Here is a 16,532-nt window from a genome sequence, read left to right as displayed (position 1 = left end):
ACGCTACGGAAGTTTCAAGTTGAAGGTCCGGACAACATCGATATACTCAAACCCGGTCCAGACCCTTAGCTGACCCCTGTCATAATAGCCTGGGCTGATTTCCAGCGGTTTCAGAGCCACCTTAGACACCTCCTCAATTGTCCCCTCATTCCACATTAAAGCCGGTATCCAGATCGACACCATCAGAGTTCGTACATCTGAGCCACCGTACGTTACGTTCCTGTTCGCCCATAGATAGACATGGCACCTAACACCCATCTCGTCGGCAACGGACTGCTCCATGATGGCTACAACATCAGTACCCTCGACTCCGGGAAACTCCCAGATGCTCTCGCTACCTAAAAGCGAATGCACACCGTAGCTCCCAGCCAGGGTTATGATCGACAGAGCCAATACACACGCGACGGCCACCCCCGGTCTTGGGAATTTGACTATGCCTTTAACCACGCCCAAGGCGGGTGTGGGCGCCATCTGAGCTTTCGTCGATGTGCGCACTACGCGTGTGCCGGTATAGCGATCCTGAAGCATCAAGCCATCAGGATGTTTTATCGCTAACCAGGCGTTATATACGACTAACCCAGACGGGATGGACCATCCCAGCCCCGCGGCGAATGCGGGCATTTGCAGCAGAGTTGCCAGCCAATGGAAGTCAAAGACTATCATGGCCGCCACGATAGCCGAGCGTTTGAACACAGTCATGGTGGATAGGTGCCCACCGTCCGTCGATACAAGCTCCAGTCCGAGCCACTTTTTCCCCAAGCTTTGGTTGATCTTGCCTTTTCCTTCAAAATAAGCGAAGTAGGCACAGAAGAACAATACCGATCCTATCATTATGAGAAAGTAGGGAATCGGGAAGTAGATCAGGTTGTCAATAACGGCCCAAGCGGCGGCATAGATCACATAGTCAATGATGAATGCTGCAGAGCGAAGACGCCAGGGCTTTTTTCGATGCATCCAATGCTTTGCCCATCCATCGTCGTTCTGGCTATCGTCGGTCGGGGGATCGCCCTCTTTCGTATAACCGCACCTAAGACAGTCGCTGAAGATATCCCCCATTCGATGCTGACAGTTCTTACAAATCCACATAGGTGTCCTCCCGTATCGCTGCATCCGCCGGGTCGTAGCCGGGCGCGAGTCAAAGCTAATCCAACAACACTGGAAACTACGATCCAGTATGTGGCTTGGCAACAGCTTTATCGGGTCTTTGAACTGCAGTCTGCCCACCGCTCCGCGCAGGGTTCCAGACGCCCCCCCGATTCCAACTTCGGCAAAAAACTACTTGAAATCTCCGAATTCGTCCTTATTATAATGAGTTTTACTCGAAGCGATTGATGGAGTATATGAAAGTATTAGTGATCGGATCGGGAGGAAGAGAACACGCTCTGGTGTGGAAACTGAAGCAGTCGCGCAAGGTCGACAAGCTCTTCTGCGCCCCCGGCAATGCCGGCATTGCGCAGATAGCCAAGTGTGTTCAGATCCAACCTGACAATTTCAAGTCGATCGGCGATTTCGCCCATCGCAACAAGATAGGACTGGTCGTGGTCGGCCCGGAAGACCCGCTGGCCTCTGGTATTGTCGACGACCTCAGACGACGCCGCTTGAAAGTTTTCGGACCCAGCAAGAAAGCCGCCAAACTGGAAGCCAGCAAAGTGTTCTCAAAAGACTTCATGCGCAAATACCACATTCCGACGGCGCCGTTCAAAGTGTTCGAAAGCCCGGCTGAAGCAATCGGTTTCTGCAACGCCGTCGAGTTCCCTATCGTGATCAAAGCGGACGGCCTGGCGGCGGGCAAAGGTGTCGTCGTGGTCAAAAGCCGGCAGCAGGCCGAGGATGTCATCCACAGCATGATGACCAAACGGACCTTCGGCAAGGCCGGCAACAAGATACTGATAGAGTCTTTCCTCTCCGGTCAGGAAGTGTCTATCATGGCCATGACCGACGGCAAAACGATCGTGCCGATGGTCTCAAGCCAGGATCACAAGCAGGCCTTAGACGGCGATCGTGGTCCCAACACCGGCGGCATGGGTGCTTACTCGCCGACGTCGTTTTTGGATGAGGAAATGATGGAGCTCATTCGAGACCACATACTCAATAGAACCATCAACGGTCTCAACGAAGACGGTATCACATACAAAGGTATCCTGTACGCCGGACTCATGCTTACCCCACAGGGTCCGAAGGTACTCGAATTCAACTGCCGTTTCGGTGATCCCGAAACGCAGGCGATACTCCCCCTGCTCAAAACCGACCTGTGTGATTTGATGGTGGCCGTGGCCAACCAAAAGCTCGCTTCGTTCAGCAAACTGGAGTGGCATCCGGGAGCGGCTGCATGTGTCATTATGGCCTCGCGCGGCTACCCGGGCAAGTACGCCACCGGCGCTCAGATTTCCGGGCTGACCGGTAAACAGGAGAACGGTTCATACGTCTTCCATGCAGGTACGGCTCGAAAGGAGAACCGCTGGGTAACATCCGGCGGTCGTGTCTTGGGCGTTATGGGCATGGATAAGGATCTTCGCTCGGCCTTGAATCGGGCTTATCGAACAGTCCACAAGATCAAGTTCGATGGCGCTCAGTACCGCAAAGATATCGGCTTCAGGGCCGCAAAACCAATCGAAGGATAAAACTACTTATGGCCAAAGTTCTGATAATTATCGGCTCCAAGTCGGACACTGACTATGCCAAAAGCTGTGTAGCCATGTTGTCTGAGTTCGATATCGAAAGCCAGGTTGAAGTCAGTTCGGCCCACCGCCATCCGCAACGCACGGCCGAGTTGACAGCTCAAGCGGCCGACAACGGATTTGAGGTGATTATAGCTATGGCTGGATTGTCCGCGGCCCTACCCGGAGTAGCAGCGGCTCATTCCAATCTGCCGGTGATCGGTGTGCCACTACCAGCCGCTCTGGATGGGCTTGATGCCCTGCTCTCTGTCACCCAGATGCCGCCGGGTATCCCAGTGGCTGCCGTGGCGATCGGCAAACCAGGAGCCAAAAACGCGGCCGTTTTGGCGGCTCGAATACTCGCACTAAAACACGATAGTATTGCGGCAGCGGTGGTCTCTTACCGTAATTCGTTGTGATGCTTTTTTTGTGAACCCATAGTACCGGTGATTTGTAGAAACGATGAGATAATATCGAAGGAGTGTTGATGGTTGTGATGTCAGCAAAAAGAACGACGGTCTTGATTATTGGAGTAATGCTTTCGCTGCTCATGATCAGTCCCGCCTTTGGCGAAACTGAAAAAGCGAAAGAAAACTATAACAAGGGTATTCAGGACAAACAGGCCGGTAACCTTGAGGCGGCGGTGGTAGCTTTCAAAGCTGCGATTGCCGAGGACGCTGAATACGGCGATGCGTACGTCCAGCTCGGGGCCATCTACTACGGTCAGAAAGATTATCAAAAGGCGCTTGAGTCCTTCACCACGGCAACCGAAAAGACTCCCCAGAATGCCGACGCCTTTGCCAATCTTGGCCGGGTGCATATCAAACTAAAGAAATATGAGAAAGCCCAGGCGGCTCTCTTGACCGCGACGTCGCTCAATGCCGGCGATGCAGCGGTGCAGTTGGAACTGTGTAAAGCCTACTATTATGGCAGGAATTACGCAGAGGCCATCAGCGTCGCCACTAAGCTGCACGAATCTGGTGGCGGTGATCACATTTCTCATTTCATTCTGGGCAAAGCGTATCAGAAGACCAACAAACCCAGTCAGGCTATCCCGGCGCTGAAGGAATCTGTCAAACTCAAAAGCAACTACTACAATGCCCACTCCGCACTGGGAGCTATCTACCTCGGCCAGGGCAATTACCCGAGCGCGGCAGCATCTTTCAAAGCGGCTCTGAAAGCCAAACCAACCGCCTACAAAGCCTCTTACAACTATGCCGTTTCGGTACAAAGTGGTGATAGTGAGAATTATGCCGCGATCATTAAGGCCTATGAGGGCTTTATCAAGATGGCCAAGAAAAACCCAAAGGCAAAGACATTGGTGGCTGAAGCCCAAACGATTGTCAAGAATAGCAAGATCGCCCAAGAGGAGGCCAGCCTGCAGTAGGCCCTTCCCTTAAAGTGTAAGACGTCAAACCCCGCCCCACAAGGCGGGGTTTTCTTGTAGGGACGGGTGCGTGATGTTGGGCGACCTCGCCCGACACAGGCATGCAGTAGGTCAGGAGCCCTGCGCTCCTGACAACCGGTCCGGTTCTCCGGGACATCTATCCTGCCGACAAGGGTTCAGTTCATGCTTCGACTCCGCTCAGTATGACACGGTCAAGCCGTGTTTTTGTGGCTTCGGCACGCTGCAAAACGGCGCGAAGCGCAAAGACCCATTTATGGGCACCAAAAAGGCCGCCTTTGCAGGCGGCCTCATCGGTTGAATCACAGTATAGGAAATGGGCACTATGCTGCCCGAAAGAGCTGTTTCATCAGGCGTCAGTTCCGGCTGAACTCGACGCGCTCAAACTCCTCCCAGTCAAGTTCAATTTCTTCGCCGTCCGCAGTCGTTATGAAAATACCTTTGTTGTCTTCGTCCACATCGTTGGAGCCGCGCAACCGGAAGGTCCGTCCATCCCAAACTGTTACGATGGCCGAACGGTATGACTTCTTGGCAATCTCTTTGATCAAACCGAATTCGATATCGAATTCAATGTCTCGATAATCGCCGTCGAGAATCTCCCAGGTGTACTCTTCATCGTCATCCCAACGAATCAGGCCGGTGTAGCTTTCTCCGTCGTCGGTGAAAACAGTACCGCTAAGTTTGCGACCGCCGTCGAAATCCGCGTAAGTCAGGGGAGCGGCTTCATTGTGAAAATCCAGTCGATCAAACTCATCCCACTTGACGATCACCTGTCCGAAACCGAGGTCGGAGATAATAATACCCGAGTTGCTACCATCGACGTCGTTGGTACCCCTCAGAAGCAGTTCGTCACCGTTGTTGAGGACCACCGTTGCACCGTTGGAGGAGTACCTTTCGATTGATTTGATTTTGCCGAATTTGATTTTGCGCTTGCGGCCTTTGAGTTCACCGTCGAGAATATCACGAGTGAACAGTTCATCGACGTCCCAACAGACAAATCCTGTATAGGTGTCACCCCGCCGAGTGGTCAGAGATCCATAAAGCCGTTCACCCTGGTTGGACACGATTGAGCCATCGCCTTGCATGAACTCGACACGATCGATATCATCCCACACCAGCTCGATTTCACCCTCATCGTTATCTTCGATGGTGATCTCTCGGATGCCGGTACCGATATCGGTGGAGCCTCCTTCCAGTTCGATTTCATCGCCCGACTTCAACACCAGGCGCGCGGCGTCATCATCAATCACTTCCAGTGACTGGATGTGCCCGAACCTCATACCGGACTGAGCGACATTACCGAAATTCCAACTTGATCCACCGGTTTTAGCGATGGTAATTCCAAACAGTTCGATGGATCGTTCGCGGTTGCGGTCTCCATATTTCTTGCGACCGGAACGTTCTCTGCGCGACAATTCCTTATTGCCGTTTAAGACATCCACCCAACTCCCCTCGTTTTTGTCCCAACGTATCAGTCCCTCGAATACATCATCGTCGACGGTGGTGATCTTGCCGTAAATCCTTCCGGCGTTGTCGGCCACGGCGGTCAACGAGAAAGCCATTATCAGAATGGCGGCGGCTGAGAGTATCCAGAGATGTTTCATACACGTCACCTCATCGAAGCAGTTACTTCTTTCATGCTATAAGGTTACGCAGCTTGGGCAAAAAGGTTGCCGTCACCCCTGCATTTGTTCGCGAAATCCGCAAATTAGGTGGGGAAACTAGTCCCACGGAGGATGTTCAATTAGGGCGGGGGTTGTCGAGTAGGGCCGGGGCTTGTCTCCGGCCATGCAATACGGGCGACACAAGGCCGCCCGCTACGCGAGGTTAGAAATCAAACCGTGGCTGCCGGGTGGCACCCTCAAACCCGGTTTGGAGGTGGCGATAAATCGCTTTCTTGCGCTTCGCAGCTCCATAACCTCACCACGAGCGGAGTCGAAGGGTGAATCTATGGCACCGATATCCGTCCCAAACAAGGTTTGAGACGGCCATCCAAAACAAGTAGGGTGGGTCCGTCTCCGGACCCGCCAAGCTTGGTTTGTGCAAGGTTTTCAAATAGGAACAAGAATAGCTGCCCACAAAAATGCGGGCAGCTACCAGCTTTGATTGTTCGAGCCCGGGCAAGCTATAACAAGCATATCCAGCCGAGTCCGAAACAGACCACAAAATGACAACTCACGCTCACTTGATTAGCGAGGCGGACATCACGACGTCAAACGGAGGATGTGCGGACTTGCCTAGATCTTCTTTTTCTTGTGGCGGTTGGCGCGTCTGCGCTTTTTACGCTTATGGGTTTTGATTTTCAGACGCTTCCGTTTTTTTCCGCTCGGCATCAATCCTCCGTAAGTACGTTGATCAGATCGGTTGTTTCGTGATCATGTTTTTGAATTCATTGGACGGCTTGAAGACAGGGACCTTGCGATCCGGAACCGGTACAACCTCACCGGTTCTTGGATTGCGGGCCTTCCTGGCCTTACGCAGTTTGACCTTAAAGGTACCGAAGCCACGGATTTCGATTCCATGACCCGCTTCAAGCGATTTCTTGACCGTGTCGAGAAACGAGTCCACGACAACAGCCACGTCCGTTCTTGTGAGGCCGGTTTTCTCGGCCACTTTTTCAACCAAATCGGCTTTAGTCACTGAGTCCTCCCTGAAGAAGACTTTCCTTGTATACCAACCGTTTCATTTTTACCATACCAATCTATCGGCGATCTCATGCGATTTATAACCCTATGGGACACGCAGGGATACGAAATGCCGACGGCTAAGAAAAGCAATAATTCTCCGATTGTCTATAGATTTCTTCGTTTTTTGGGTTTTTTTTTCGATTATTTATATAGATACATCAATTGGGGGCCTGAAAACTCCTCATCAACAGCCCGGCGGACCTGACCCAACACCCCGCCCAGTAAGTCACTCCAGGTGTTTCGCTTACGCTCATACGGCCAGACCGCCTCGGGATCACCATCAATACCGGCCAGCTCCGCGGCCAAATCCAGGGCCTCCCTGAAACCGCCAATTGTGTCGACCAAGCCGTGATTGTACGCTTGCAAGCCTGTGAATACGGCGCCGTCGGCAAATGGGTAGACCTCCTCCTTTTCCATACCGCGTCCCTGGGCCACCACTTCCACAAACTGCTCATACGTATCCATAACCACGTTTCGGATCATCAGTCTCTCTTCGGTCTCCATCGGCCGAGTGTAGGTAAGCACGTCTTTCAGATCACCAGACTTGATCGTTTCGGTACCAAGGCCGATCTTGTCCAGCAGGTCCTCGGCCGTGTGAAAACTGAGTATCACCCCGATCGACCCGGTCAGGGTGCTGGGGTTGGCAATGATACGATCTGAGCCGCAAGCTATCAGATACCCGCCCGAGGCAGCAACCGAAGCCATGGCCGCCACCACCGGTTTCTCTTCACGAGCACGGCGGATGGCGTCATACACTTCCTGCGAAATGGCCGCTCCCCCGCCCCCTGAATTGATATGAATCACAATAGCCTCAATTGAACCACTTTCGGCCCACTTGTCAATCTGCCGAATCCACCGTCGACCCGAGCTTTCGTCAATGATCCCAAAAACCTCGACAACGCCTATGTCACCGCCCAGGGATGCAAATTCGAAATCGGACTCCCCCGACATCATTCCAATAAACATGAGCCCGAAGAATCCCATCGCCAACACAAACGAGACGCCTATTATGACGGCGATGATTATATCTCTCTTACGCGCCATGGTACTCCATTCCTTTACTTCACGTAGATCTTCAGCTTGGTCCCGACCGTCAACTCGTCAGGATCATCCAGATCATTGGCTGAGATGATGCGAGAGATACTGGTGCGATACTTCTGCGCAATGCGACTGAGAGTGTCTCCGCGTCGAATCTTGTGGACAATGTAATCACTACTGCTGCCGTCGGCCACTTTCAGCAACTGACCGGGGTAAATCCGGCTGGAGCGACCCAGTCCGTTGAGAGTGCGAATCTTGGCCGAGGTGGTGCCGTACTTGCGCGCGATGTCCCATATAGTGTCGCCGGGGCGCACCTTGTGACTCTTTGTGCCACCCGAGGATGTCTTCTGCGGCTTGTTGTTGGAGGCGTAGGTGGAAGAACCCTGACTCTTGCTCTTGGGACTCTGTTTGGCGGAAGACGGCAGTTTCAGTTTTTGGCCGACATATATTCGGGAGCCGCGCTGAATATAATTGATCCGCCTCAGAGCATCGACCGTGGTGCCGAAGGCGCGCGCGATATCCCACATGGTGTCGCCGCGCCGCACCGAATAGATCGAGTTCTTGGCCGTATAGTCTTTGTTTTTTCGGGGAGAAGACGAAGAACTCTGCCCATGGTCGAGGGGTACCGGGACGATCAGTTCTTTGCCTGCAAAAATCGTCGAACGCCTGCTCAGATTGTTGGCTTCCAGGATCGCATACTGAGAAACGCCATATCGCGAGGCGATAGTGGAAATCGTCTCGCCACGACGTATCTTGTGCCGCACCCAACTGGTTTCCTGTGGTGAAGGCATCTTGTCATAGGCGGCCAGAAACTTCTGCTTGCTGCCGACCGGAATCTTCAGTTTGTATCGCTTCACTTTCGGTGGCGTGTACTTGCGAAGCAGTTCCGGATTGAGGCGCTTCAACTCGGCCGTCGTGGTACCCAATTCTCTGGCAACAGTCGACAGTTCAAGGCAACGATTGATCTCCACCTCGTCCCAAACCACTTCCGGCTCAGTTTCAATATCGGTGAAACCGTACTTCTCCGGATTCTTGGCAATGATCGCGGCAGCATATATCAGCGGCACGTAGTCCATTGTCTGCCGCCTCAGTTTCATCTTCCAGAAGTCGTTGGTCTTTTGCTTTTTTATGGTTCGACTGACTCGTCCGGGACCACCGTTGTAGGCAGCCATGGCCAACTCCCAGTGACCGAACTTCTCGTAAAGATGTTTCAGGAACTGGCAGGCGGCATGAGTCGACTTGACCGGGTCTTTGCGTTCATCCATCCACCAGTTGCGATTCAGATTATACATACGGCCGGTCGAGGCTATGAACTGCCACAAGCCCATCGCCCGCGCCCATGAGTATGCGTTCGGATTGTAGCCCGACTCGACCAGTGACAGATAAATCAAGTCCTGCGGCAGTCCGTATTCGGCAATAATCCGGCTCATCATTGGTGTGTAGCGTTTGGAGCGAACCAGATACTTGGTGAAGGCACCTTTGGCCACAGTTTGGAAATAGACAATCGAACGCTTGACCCGATCGTTCATCACCACCGGCAAATCATAAACTACGCCGACTTTCTCGCCGCCAAACACCCGAACCGAATCAGACTCGGGGTTGCGAGCCAGATCGCCGAAGCGTTCGATTATAACGCTGGAAGACACATCCGGCTCAAGATGTCCCAGCGATCTGAGAGTCACCCGATAGTCGGCCACGAAATTGTCCAGCAATCGATTGTACTTTACCCCTTCCGGGGTGGCCACAGAGTCCGTCTCAATATCCAGCTTGGCCAGAATCCTGAGCCCCTTCTCGAAGAAGTACTGCGCCTCCTCCCAACTGGCTTCACGGTTGGCCATCACGCCCATCAGATGGTATTCCTCGGCCAATTCGAATTTCCGCCAGATGTCGTCATCGACGGCTGAGGCTGAATCGCTCAGATCGGCCGAGCCAAAGGACCAAACCTGCTCAACCGGCTCAGGCGATTTCTCGATGTCGGGTACTTCGTTGGGGTCCTGTTCGTTGCTGCGCTCCTCCTGCACCTCGGCATGACTCGACCTGTAAAGAAGCGGCTGGTTGTCGCCCTGTTGACTTTCTTCGGCCGTGACGGTGGAATCTGCCGATTGGGAATGATGCCGCCCTTCGTTGCCGGCGCCGGGCGTGTCCATGCTGCCCCGACCTCCGCAGCCGACAAGGAGGACTATTCCAAGAGTGAGGATTGTGCTGATACAAAGTAGTCGTTTCACCAGGCTGTTCACGCTGAGTTCCTTTGTTCTTTACTGTTTTAACGCCTTTACAGGTTATCGGTCTGCCAACTGGCCTACTTAACCATAAGGCGGTTAATCCGTTAACTAATGCCAGAGGCGATGCCGATGCAAGTTTTAATTCCCCACTCTGCCTGAAAACCCGGCCCCAAGTCTTTCTCTCATTTCGGTCCTATTATTGTAGAATTGGCCGGCTATCTGGTTACGAAACCAGGTGTATTGGCGCTTGGCATAGCGGCGACTGTTTTGCTTAATCAGGCCGATGGCGTCATCAAGCGAGCAGAGCCCATCCAGATGATCCAGCAATTCGACATAGCCGATCACCCGGGCCTCTCTTATTCGTCCACCCTGGCCCCGGCGCACAAGACTCTGCAATTCGTCCAGCCAACCGGCAGCCATCATCTGATCGACGCGCCGGTCAATGTCATCGTACAATTCTTCACGATTCGGCAACAAGCAGTGGTACTCGAAGTTCCAGTCACTTTTGAGGTGTTCTGCCTCGGCCAACAATTCCGTCTTGGACCGGCCGGTGAGTTCGCACATTTCGAGAGCGCGAATCACGCGGATTTTGTTGTTTGGGTGCAACCGCGCCGCCTCGTCCGGGTCCAGCGTGGCCAGCCGTTGATACATGGCCTCGGCCCCCGATTGGTCCATCTCAGCCTCCAGCCGGTTGCGTATCGAATTGTCTTGGCTTTCGATTTTTACAACTCCGTCAGTCAGGGCTTTCAGATACATCCCGGTACCACCCACCACGAGCGGAAACTTGCCTCGGGCCGTAACTTGTTCCAGCGCTGCGTCGGCATCCTCGACAAACCTATAGGCGCTGTAGCGTTGGCCCGGTTCAATTAAATCGACGAGATGAAAGGCCACTTTGTTGCATTCGGCCTTGGTTGGTTTGGCCGAGCCGATGTCGAGATACTTGATTATCTGCCGGGAGTCAGCCGAGATCACTTCGACAGCAAACTGTTCTGCGAGTTCAACGGCCACTGCTGTTTTACCGCACCCGGTGGGGCCGCAGATTATCGGAACTACCGGTTTCTCAGGCACGTCCAAACCGCCGGTCGAGGTCTTCCCTGCTGATCTTGATGAATGTCGGTCGTCCGTGCGGACAAGAGTATTTGTCGTCGCATTGCAGAAGGCGATCAATCAAGTGCACCGCTTCTTCGTCGCCTAAGCGATCACCGGCCATAACGGCGGCGCGGCAGGCAATCGACTGAGCCATCGCCTTAAGTAGATCGTGCCCGCTCTTACGCAGCGACGCAATGTCATCCAGTACGCTCAGCAACATCTTCTCAGGCGACTTACCGCTCATCATCGAAGGCACCGCTTCAATGTTGACCATGCGACCGCCGAACGGCGCGACCACGAATCCCGAGCGACCGAACACCTCGGTGGCCGACTCAAACAGCGCCGACTGCTCAGGGCTAAGTTCCACCTGCACCGGGAACAAAATCGACTGCGCCGACATAGTCTGCTCGTCTATCCGCCTGACCGTCTCTTCATACAGCACTCGTTCGTGGGCGGTATGCTGATCCACGATGTACAGATCATCCCCGGCTTGCAGCAAGAGGTACAGGTCCGAGAACCGTCCGGCCAGACGATAGCCGCCCGAGGGACCTTCTGCGTCGCCGGAAACCGGCATCTCGCTGTGACCGGTGGCTTCGACAATCTCCCCGGTTTCGGTATTGACCGTTACCAATCTCGCGTCGGATGGCTCTGTGGTTTCCGTTTTCGACGATCGATAGAGTTCATCGAGAAACTGGGCGCTGGACCCGGCCTGACTACCTATTCCGGGGATCACATGCCCGCCGGGCGCGGGCCGTGAAGGCTGAAAACTCTGTCGTCCTTCGGCGGTCGTTGGACCGGCGGAATCAAAATCGGCTATGACACCGTCGTGCCGAAGGGCTTCGCGTATGGCCGTCACAACCGCATCGTGGATGGGACGGTCCTGTGTCATTTTCACTTCGGTTTTCGAGGGGTGTACGTTGACGTCGATCTCAGCCGGGTCGATCTTTAAGAGCAAGGCGCCAATTGGAAAACTACCCGGCACCAATAACTCACCGTATCCCGCCGCAAAGGCGTGCGACAACATCGGTGCGAAAATGTAACGACCGTTAATGAAAAGATACTGCCCGTTACGATTGTTCTGCACCACGTCCGGTGTACCGATGCATCCTTCGATGGCCACCGGGCCGAGATCGGTCGAGAACGAAAGGAACTTGCGGCCGCTGCCCAACAGAGTGGCCACCCTATCGGCCAGCGTCTGGCCGGACGGGAGACTGAATATGACCCGCCCGTTCATCTTGAGCGAGAAACCGACATCGTAGCGACCGATGGCCAGGGCGGTTGAGAGCCGGGAGATGTGTCGCGCCTCAGTTGTCTCGGTTTTGAGAAATTTGCGTCGGGCCGGTGTGTTGTAAAACAGGTCAGCCGCCTCCACGGTGGTTCCCACTGCCGAAGGAGCCGGTTGGCAAGACTGAAGGACACCTCCCTCATAGATAATCTCAGTCCCGCTGGTTTGCGACGACGGACGGGATACCATGCGCAACCGTGAGACCGAGGCCACCGAAGGCAGCGCCTCGCCTCGAAATCCGTAGGAACTCAAAGATTCCAGATCATCGAAACCGGAAATCTTCGAGGTGGCATGGCGACCGAAGGCCACCTGAACCTGCTCTTCAGGTATCCCACAGCCGTTGTCGACCACTCGAATCTGTTTGACCCCGGACTTCTCAATGGTAATGTCGATCCGGTCGGCCCCGGCATCAAGCGCGTTTTCGACTAGTTCTTTGACCACGGCGGCCGGTCGTTCGATCACTTCGCCCGCCGCAATCTTGTTCACCACCCGGTCCGGTAGAGGACGGATCCATCGGTCGCTATCGCGTTCGGTCGACCTATCGATCATTCTGATGTCTCCTTGAGCCGCTTAAGAAGTTCCAACGCTTCCATGGGTGTGATATGATCGGGATCGATTTCATCGAGCATCTTCTCCACCGCCGATGGCTGCCGGTCGAACAGTGTCGGTTGCACCCTGTCTTTGTACAGCCCGGCGCCCAACTCACTTTGGTTGAACTTACCCGACTCAAGCAACCTGAGAACCTGTCGCGCTCGGCTGATCGAAGACTTCGGAACACCGGCCAATTTGGCAACCTCGATGCCGTAAGAGTCATCGCAACCGCCCGGGATGATCTGATGTAAAAAGACAACGGAGTCCTCCCACTTGCGCACGGCCACCTGAAAATTGTGCACGGTCGGATAGATCGCAGCCATCGATGTCAGTTCATGGTAGTGCGTTGCAAAAATCGTTCGTGCTCCAATATTCTCATTGATAAACTCCACCACCGCCCAGGCTACCGACAAACCGTCAAAAGTCGATGTGCCGCGTCCAACTTCGTCAAGCAGAATCAACGACCGGGTAGTCGCGTTGTGCATGATATTGGCGGTCTCCACCATCTCCACAAGAAAGGTCGACTGACCGGCGGCCAGATTATCCAGGGCGCCAACGCGCGTGAACACACGATCGACCAGACCGATCTGGGCTTTGGCAGCCGGAACAAAGGAACCTATCTGGGCCAGGATTACAATCAGACCGACCTGTCTGAGATACGTCGATTTTCCGGACATGTTGGGGCCGGTCAGTATCTGTATGCGGTCGACATCGTTTGACAGGGTTGCATCGTTGGCTACGAACGCGCCCGCCGCTAGCACTTTTTCGATGACCGGGTGGCGACCATCGGTGATCGCCAGACGTCCATCCTCGAATAATTCAGGCCGACAGTAATTCCGATGCACGGCCAGTTCGGCAAGCGATGACACCAAATCCAGTTCGGCCAGGAGATGCGCACTGCTAAGGATATCGCCGATTCGACTCTCCAGACGGCCGATGAGCTTCGTGAACAACTCTTCTTCCAGCCGAAATATCTTTTCTTCGGCGCCCAGAATCAGTTCTTCTTTCTCTTTCAATTCGGGCGTGATGTATCGCTCGGCGTTGACCAGAGTCTGCTTGCGGATGTACTCGGCGGGGACGGACTCGGAATGGACCTTGGTAACCTCGAGGTAGTAACCGAAAACCTTGTTGAAGCCCACTTTAAGACTGGGGATGCCGGTTGCTTTTCGTTCGGACTCCTGAAGCGAGGCGATATACAAACGAGCGTCGCGGATGGAGTCGTTCAACCTGTCCAGTTCCTCTGAGTAACCTGTCTTAAGGATACCCCCCTTGTTCACGGTCAACGGCGGTTCGTCCGACAGAGCGTCCTCGATAGTTCGGATAATGTCCCGATTGTCCGGCATAGACTGTGCCAACTGCGACAGTAGCGGACTTGTCGCATCGTGCAACAAGTCGACCAGTTGACCCGCAACTTTCAAGCCGTTCTTTATGGAGGCCGCCTGGCGCGGATTCAGTCTGCCGATACCGAGACGTCCGGACAGCTTTTCCAGATCGGGCAGTTGTTTTGTCTGTCCACGAATTCCGGCGGCCAGTTCTCGATTGCGAACCAGCTCGGCGACACCGGTCAGGCGGCGTTCTATCGTAGTTTTATTCTTGAAGGGACGAAGCAGACTGTTGCGCAATCGTCGTGCCCCGGGCGGCGTGAGTGTGTGATCAATCACTGCGAACAACGACAGATCTTCGGTGCCCGATGCGATACATCGTGTCAGTTCCAGATTGCGCACACTTGAATAATCGAGATGCATGTATTCGCTTGAGTCGAATCGATTGAGGCGATTGATATGGGTCAGTCGATCACGATGATTCTCACGCAAGTACCGAAAGATAGCCCCGGCCGCACCGAGCGCCCGACCGCCGCCGACACCAAATCCGGCCAGGGTCGATGTTCCAAAGTGTTGATTGAGATCGCGCTCGGCTGTTGCTCTGTCGAAATTCCATTCGCCAAACTGAGTAATGCGAGCCGCACCGTCGGCCAGACCGAGCGTCTTGGCAAAGTCATCAACCTCCAGATCGTCGGGACACAGCAGTTCCGCCGGTTCGAGGACTTTCAGACGTTCGACGATGTCCAGGGTGGGACCTTCATCCACCACGAAGGATCCGGTAGACATGTCCAGGGCGGCCAGACCCATCTTCGATTTGCCGTCGGGACAGACCGCGGCCAGGCAAAGGGGGCTATCGTAGCCATCAGGTGATTCCACCGTAGCCGTGCCGGGCGTCAGGATTTCCACGATTTCCCGTTTGACGATTCCCTTGGCCGCTTTGGGGTCTTCGACCTGCTCCACGACCACCACTTTTTGTCCGGCGGCCAACAGCCGCGCCAGGTACTTTTCGGCGGCATGGTACGGTACCCCGGCCAGGGGAATTCGCTCTGAGTCGCCGTGTGAGCGTGAGGTCAGAGCGATGCCGAGAATAGGCGCCGCCAAAACAGCATCATCGCCGAACATCTCGTAGAAATCCCCCATGCGAAAGAAGAGGATCTTGTCGGGGTGTTGTTCTTTGACCGAGTGGTACTGACGCATGAGCGGCGTCAGTGAATTGCCTGAAGACGACTTACTCATCGAGCAACGACTTGGAAAACCTGGTTGTGTTCCGTCTGAAGTGCTTCCTTAAAACTCGATGCCGATTGGTAGTCGGAAAAGCGACCGATGTAGACGACGTGGTACATTTTGTCTGAGATTTTTTTGTTGAGCGCCTCGGTCTTCTTGCCATACCGCTTGAAGGCCGCCACCATGTTGTCGGCATTCGCTTTGACCGAGAAAACTCCCAGCCGAACGGAGTAGTATGTCCCTGTCAGTTCGTTGGCCGTTTGATCGCTGGCGCCGGCCGGAGACACGTCGCTCATCCTATCCAGCAAAGCGTCGACACCTACCGCCGAGGGATAGCTCTCTTTCAGAAGGCTATGATAGAATACAGCGTCATCGGTGCGACCATCGGCAATGGCGGCCAGAGTCAACAAATACATCGCGGGCGGCACAACAACTCCCGACTTCTTCCGGGCCAGCTTTTTGAGGACCTTGGCGGCACCGATCTTCTTGCCATGATGCATCATTATCCTGGCCTTGTCCAGCCGACCCCACAGACCCGGGTCGCCATCCTTGTAGGAGAGTGCATAGTGATCAAGCTGCCGCAAAGCCGACTCGTATTGAGCCTGGAGGTCGTCCACAAGGATCGAATAGCGCAGCATTTCGTCCCGGTAGCGACCGACCTCCCAACGAGAGAGGTAGTCGGTCACGACACGGCCGAGGTTCTCCAGGTCGCGATTGATATGATAGTACTGTGCCAGACGGCGATAAATCTGCTCACGGTGGAGCGGCGAAACCGACGCCTGCAAGGCCGCCTGCATAAACTTGATAGCCTTGGCGCCGTCGGTTTCCATCAACCCGGCATAGAACAGAAGGTCGCCGTCACGCGTCGAGGCCGTCGACACGCTGGAGAGAGAATCCGCCGCCTGCCTGAGATCACCCTCGACAATCAGTTGGTATATGTCCGTGGCAGCGCTGCTGAAGACTGGTGTCACAAGCAGAAGAACAGTGACAGTTAGACGTCTCATCATCGAAG

The 16,532-nt window shown here is 54.4% G+C and carries 11 protein-coding genes and 1 pseudogene; 3 read left to right on the top strand and 9 right to left on the bottom strand.

Annotation, left to right across the window (positions count from 1 at the left end; genetic code table 11):
* Positions 1-3: 3 nt before the first annotated feature.
* Entirely contained in the window at positions 4-1,086 is a 1,083-nt protein-coding gene (locus tag OEV49_13020; protein ID MDH3891995.1) for an RDD family protein, read from the bottom strand.
* Positions 1,087-1,340: 254 nt separating this feature from the next.
* Here OEV49_13020 and purD point away from each other — a divergent pair, with 254 nt between their 5' ends.
* The 3 genes from purD to OEV49_13005 all read left to right on the top strand — a co-directional run bounded on the left by purD (position 1,341) and on the right by OEV49_13005 (position 4,044).
* Positions 1,341-2,621 (top strand): phosphoribosylamine--glycine ligase, encoded by a 1,281-nt coding sequence (gene purD / locus OEV49_13015; protein MDH3891994.1) that lies wholly within the window; start codon positions 1,341-1,343, stop codon positions 2,619-2,621.
* A gap of 8 nt (positions 2,622-2,629) precedes the next feature.
* Positions 2,630-3,076, top strand: coding sequence for a 5-(carboxyamino)imidazole ribonucleotide mutase (gene purE, locus OEV49_13010; protein ID MDH3891993.1), 447 nt, complete (start codon positions 2,630-2,632; stop codon positions 3,074-3,076).
* Positions 3,077-3,144: 68 nt separating this feature from the next.
* On the top strand, positions 3,145-4,044 hold the full coding sequence (locus OEV49_13005; GenBank protein ID MDH3891992.1) for a tetratricopeptide repeat protein: 900 nt from the start codon (positions 3,145-3,147) through the stop codon (positions 4,042-4,044).
* 374 nt (positions 4,045-4,418) lie between these two features.
* On the opposite strand, the gene OEV49_13000 is transcribed toward OEV49_13005, so the two are convergent.
* The 8 genes and pseudogenes from OEV49_13000 to OEV49_12965 form a co-directional block, all read right to left on the bottom strand.
* Positions 4,419-5,666, bottom strand: a complete 1,248-nt coding sequence (locus tag OEV49_13000; GenBank protein MDH3891991.1) for a hypothetical protein — start codon at positions 5,664-5,666, stop codon at positions 4,419-4,421.
* A gap of 751 nt (positions 5,667-6,417) precedes the next feature.
* Positions 6,418-6,705: pseudogene (locus OEV49_12995) on the bottom strand (integration host factor subunit beta).
* A gap of 185 nt (positions 6,706-6,890) precedes the next feature.
* Positions 6,891-7,793 (bottom strand): signal peptide peptidase SppA, encoded by a 903-nt coding sequence (gene sppA, locus OEV49_12990; GenBank protein MDH3891990.1) that lies wholly within the window; start codon positions 7,791-7,793, stop codon positions 6,891-6,893.
* 14 nt (positions 7,794-7,807) lie between these two features.
* The gene (locus tag OEV49_12985; protein ID MDH3891989.1) at positions 7,808-10,012 is read right to left on the bottom strand and encodes a LysM peptidoglycan-binding domain-containing protein; all 2,205 of its coding nucleotides are present in this window, start codon (positions 10,010-10,012) and stop codon (positions 7,808-7,810) included.
* Between the two features lie 135 nt (positions 10,013-10,147).
* Entirely contained in the window at positions 10,148-11,077 is a 930-nt protein-coding gene (gene miaA, locus OEV49_12980) for a tRNA (adenosine(37)-N6)-dimethylallyltransferase MiaA (protein MDH3891988.1), read from the bottom strand.
* On the bottom strand, positions 11,070-12,932 hold the full coding sequence (gene mutL, locus OEV49_12975) for a DNA mismatch repair endonuclease MutL (protein ID MDH3891987.1): 1,863 nt from the start codon (positions 12,930-12,932) through the stop codon (positions 11,070-11,072). Before mutL ends, miaA begins: the two co-directional genes overlap by 8 nt.
* Positions 12,929-15,532 carry a DNA mismatch repair protein MutS gene (gene mutS / locus OEV49_12970; GenBank protein ID MDH3891986.1) on the bottom strand — a complete coding sequence of 868 codons (2,604 nt, stop codon included), beginning with the start codon at positions 15,530-15,532 and terminating at the stop codon, positions 12,929-12,931. The genes mutL and mutS overlap by 4 nt, the downstream gene beginning before the upstream one ends.
* Positions 15,529-16,527, bottom strand: coding sequence for an SPOR domain-containing protein (locus OEV49_12965; GenBank protein ID MDH3891985.1), 999 nt, complete (start codon positions 16,525-16,527; stop codon positions 15,529-15,531). The genes mutS and OEV49_12965 overlap by 4 nt, the downstream gene beginning before the upstream one ends.
* Between the last annotated feature and the right edge of the window lie 5 nt (positions 16,528-16,532).

The sequence above is a fragment of the Candidatus Zixiibacteriota bacterium genome (genome assembly GCA_029860345.1).
In the GTDB taxonomy this organism is placed as follows: Bacteria; Zixibacteria; MSB-5A5; order GN15; family FEB-12; genus JAJRTA01.
This window is presented reverse-complemented; position numbering and strand designations above follow the sequence as displayed.

Excerpts from the sequence above, each read along its gene's own strand:
- OEV49_13005 (MDH3891992.1), top strand. The coding sequence starts at position 3,145 with ATGGTTGTGATGTCAGCAAAAAGAACGACGGTCTTGATTATTGGAGTA.
- mutL (MDH3891987.1), bottom strand. The coding sequence starts at position 12,932 with ATGATCGATAGGTCGACCGAACGCGATAGCGACCGATGGATCCGTCCT.
- mutS (MDH3891986.1), bottom strand. The coding sequence starts at position 15,532 with ATGAGTAAGTCGTCTTCAGGCAATTCACTGACGCCGCTCATGCGTCAG.
- purD (MDH3891994.1), top strand. The coding sequence starts at position 1,341 with ATGAAAGTATTAGTGATCGGATCGGGAGGAAGAGAACACGCTCTGGTG.
- sppA (MDH3891990.1), bottom strand. The coding sequence starts at position 7,793 with ATGGCGCGTAAGAGAGATATAATCATCGCCGTCATAATAGGCGTCTCG.
- OEV49_12965 (MDH3891985.1), bottom strand. The coding sequence starts at position 16,527 with ATGATGAGACGTCTAACTGTCACTGTTCTTCTGCTTGTGACACCAGTC.
- OEV49_13020 (MDH3891995.1), bottom strand. The coding sequence starts at position 1,086 with ATGTGGATTTGTAAGAACTGTCAGCATCGAATGGGGGATATCTTCAGC.
- purE (MDH3891993.1), top strand. The coding sequence starts at position 2,630 with ATGGCCAAAGTTCTGATAATTATCGGCTCCAAGTCGGACACTGACTAT.
- OEV49_13000 (MDH3891991.1), bottom strand. The coding sequence starts at position 5,666 with ATGAAACATCTCTGGATACTCTCAGCCGCCGCCATTCTGATAATGGCT.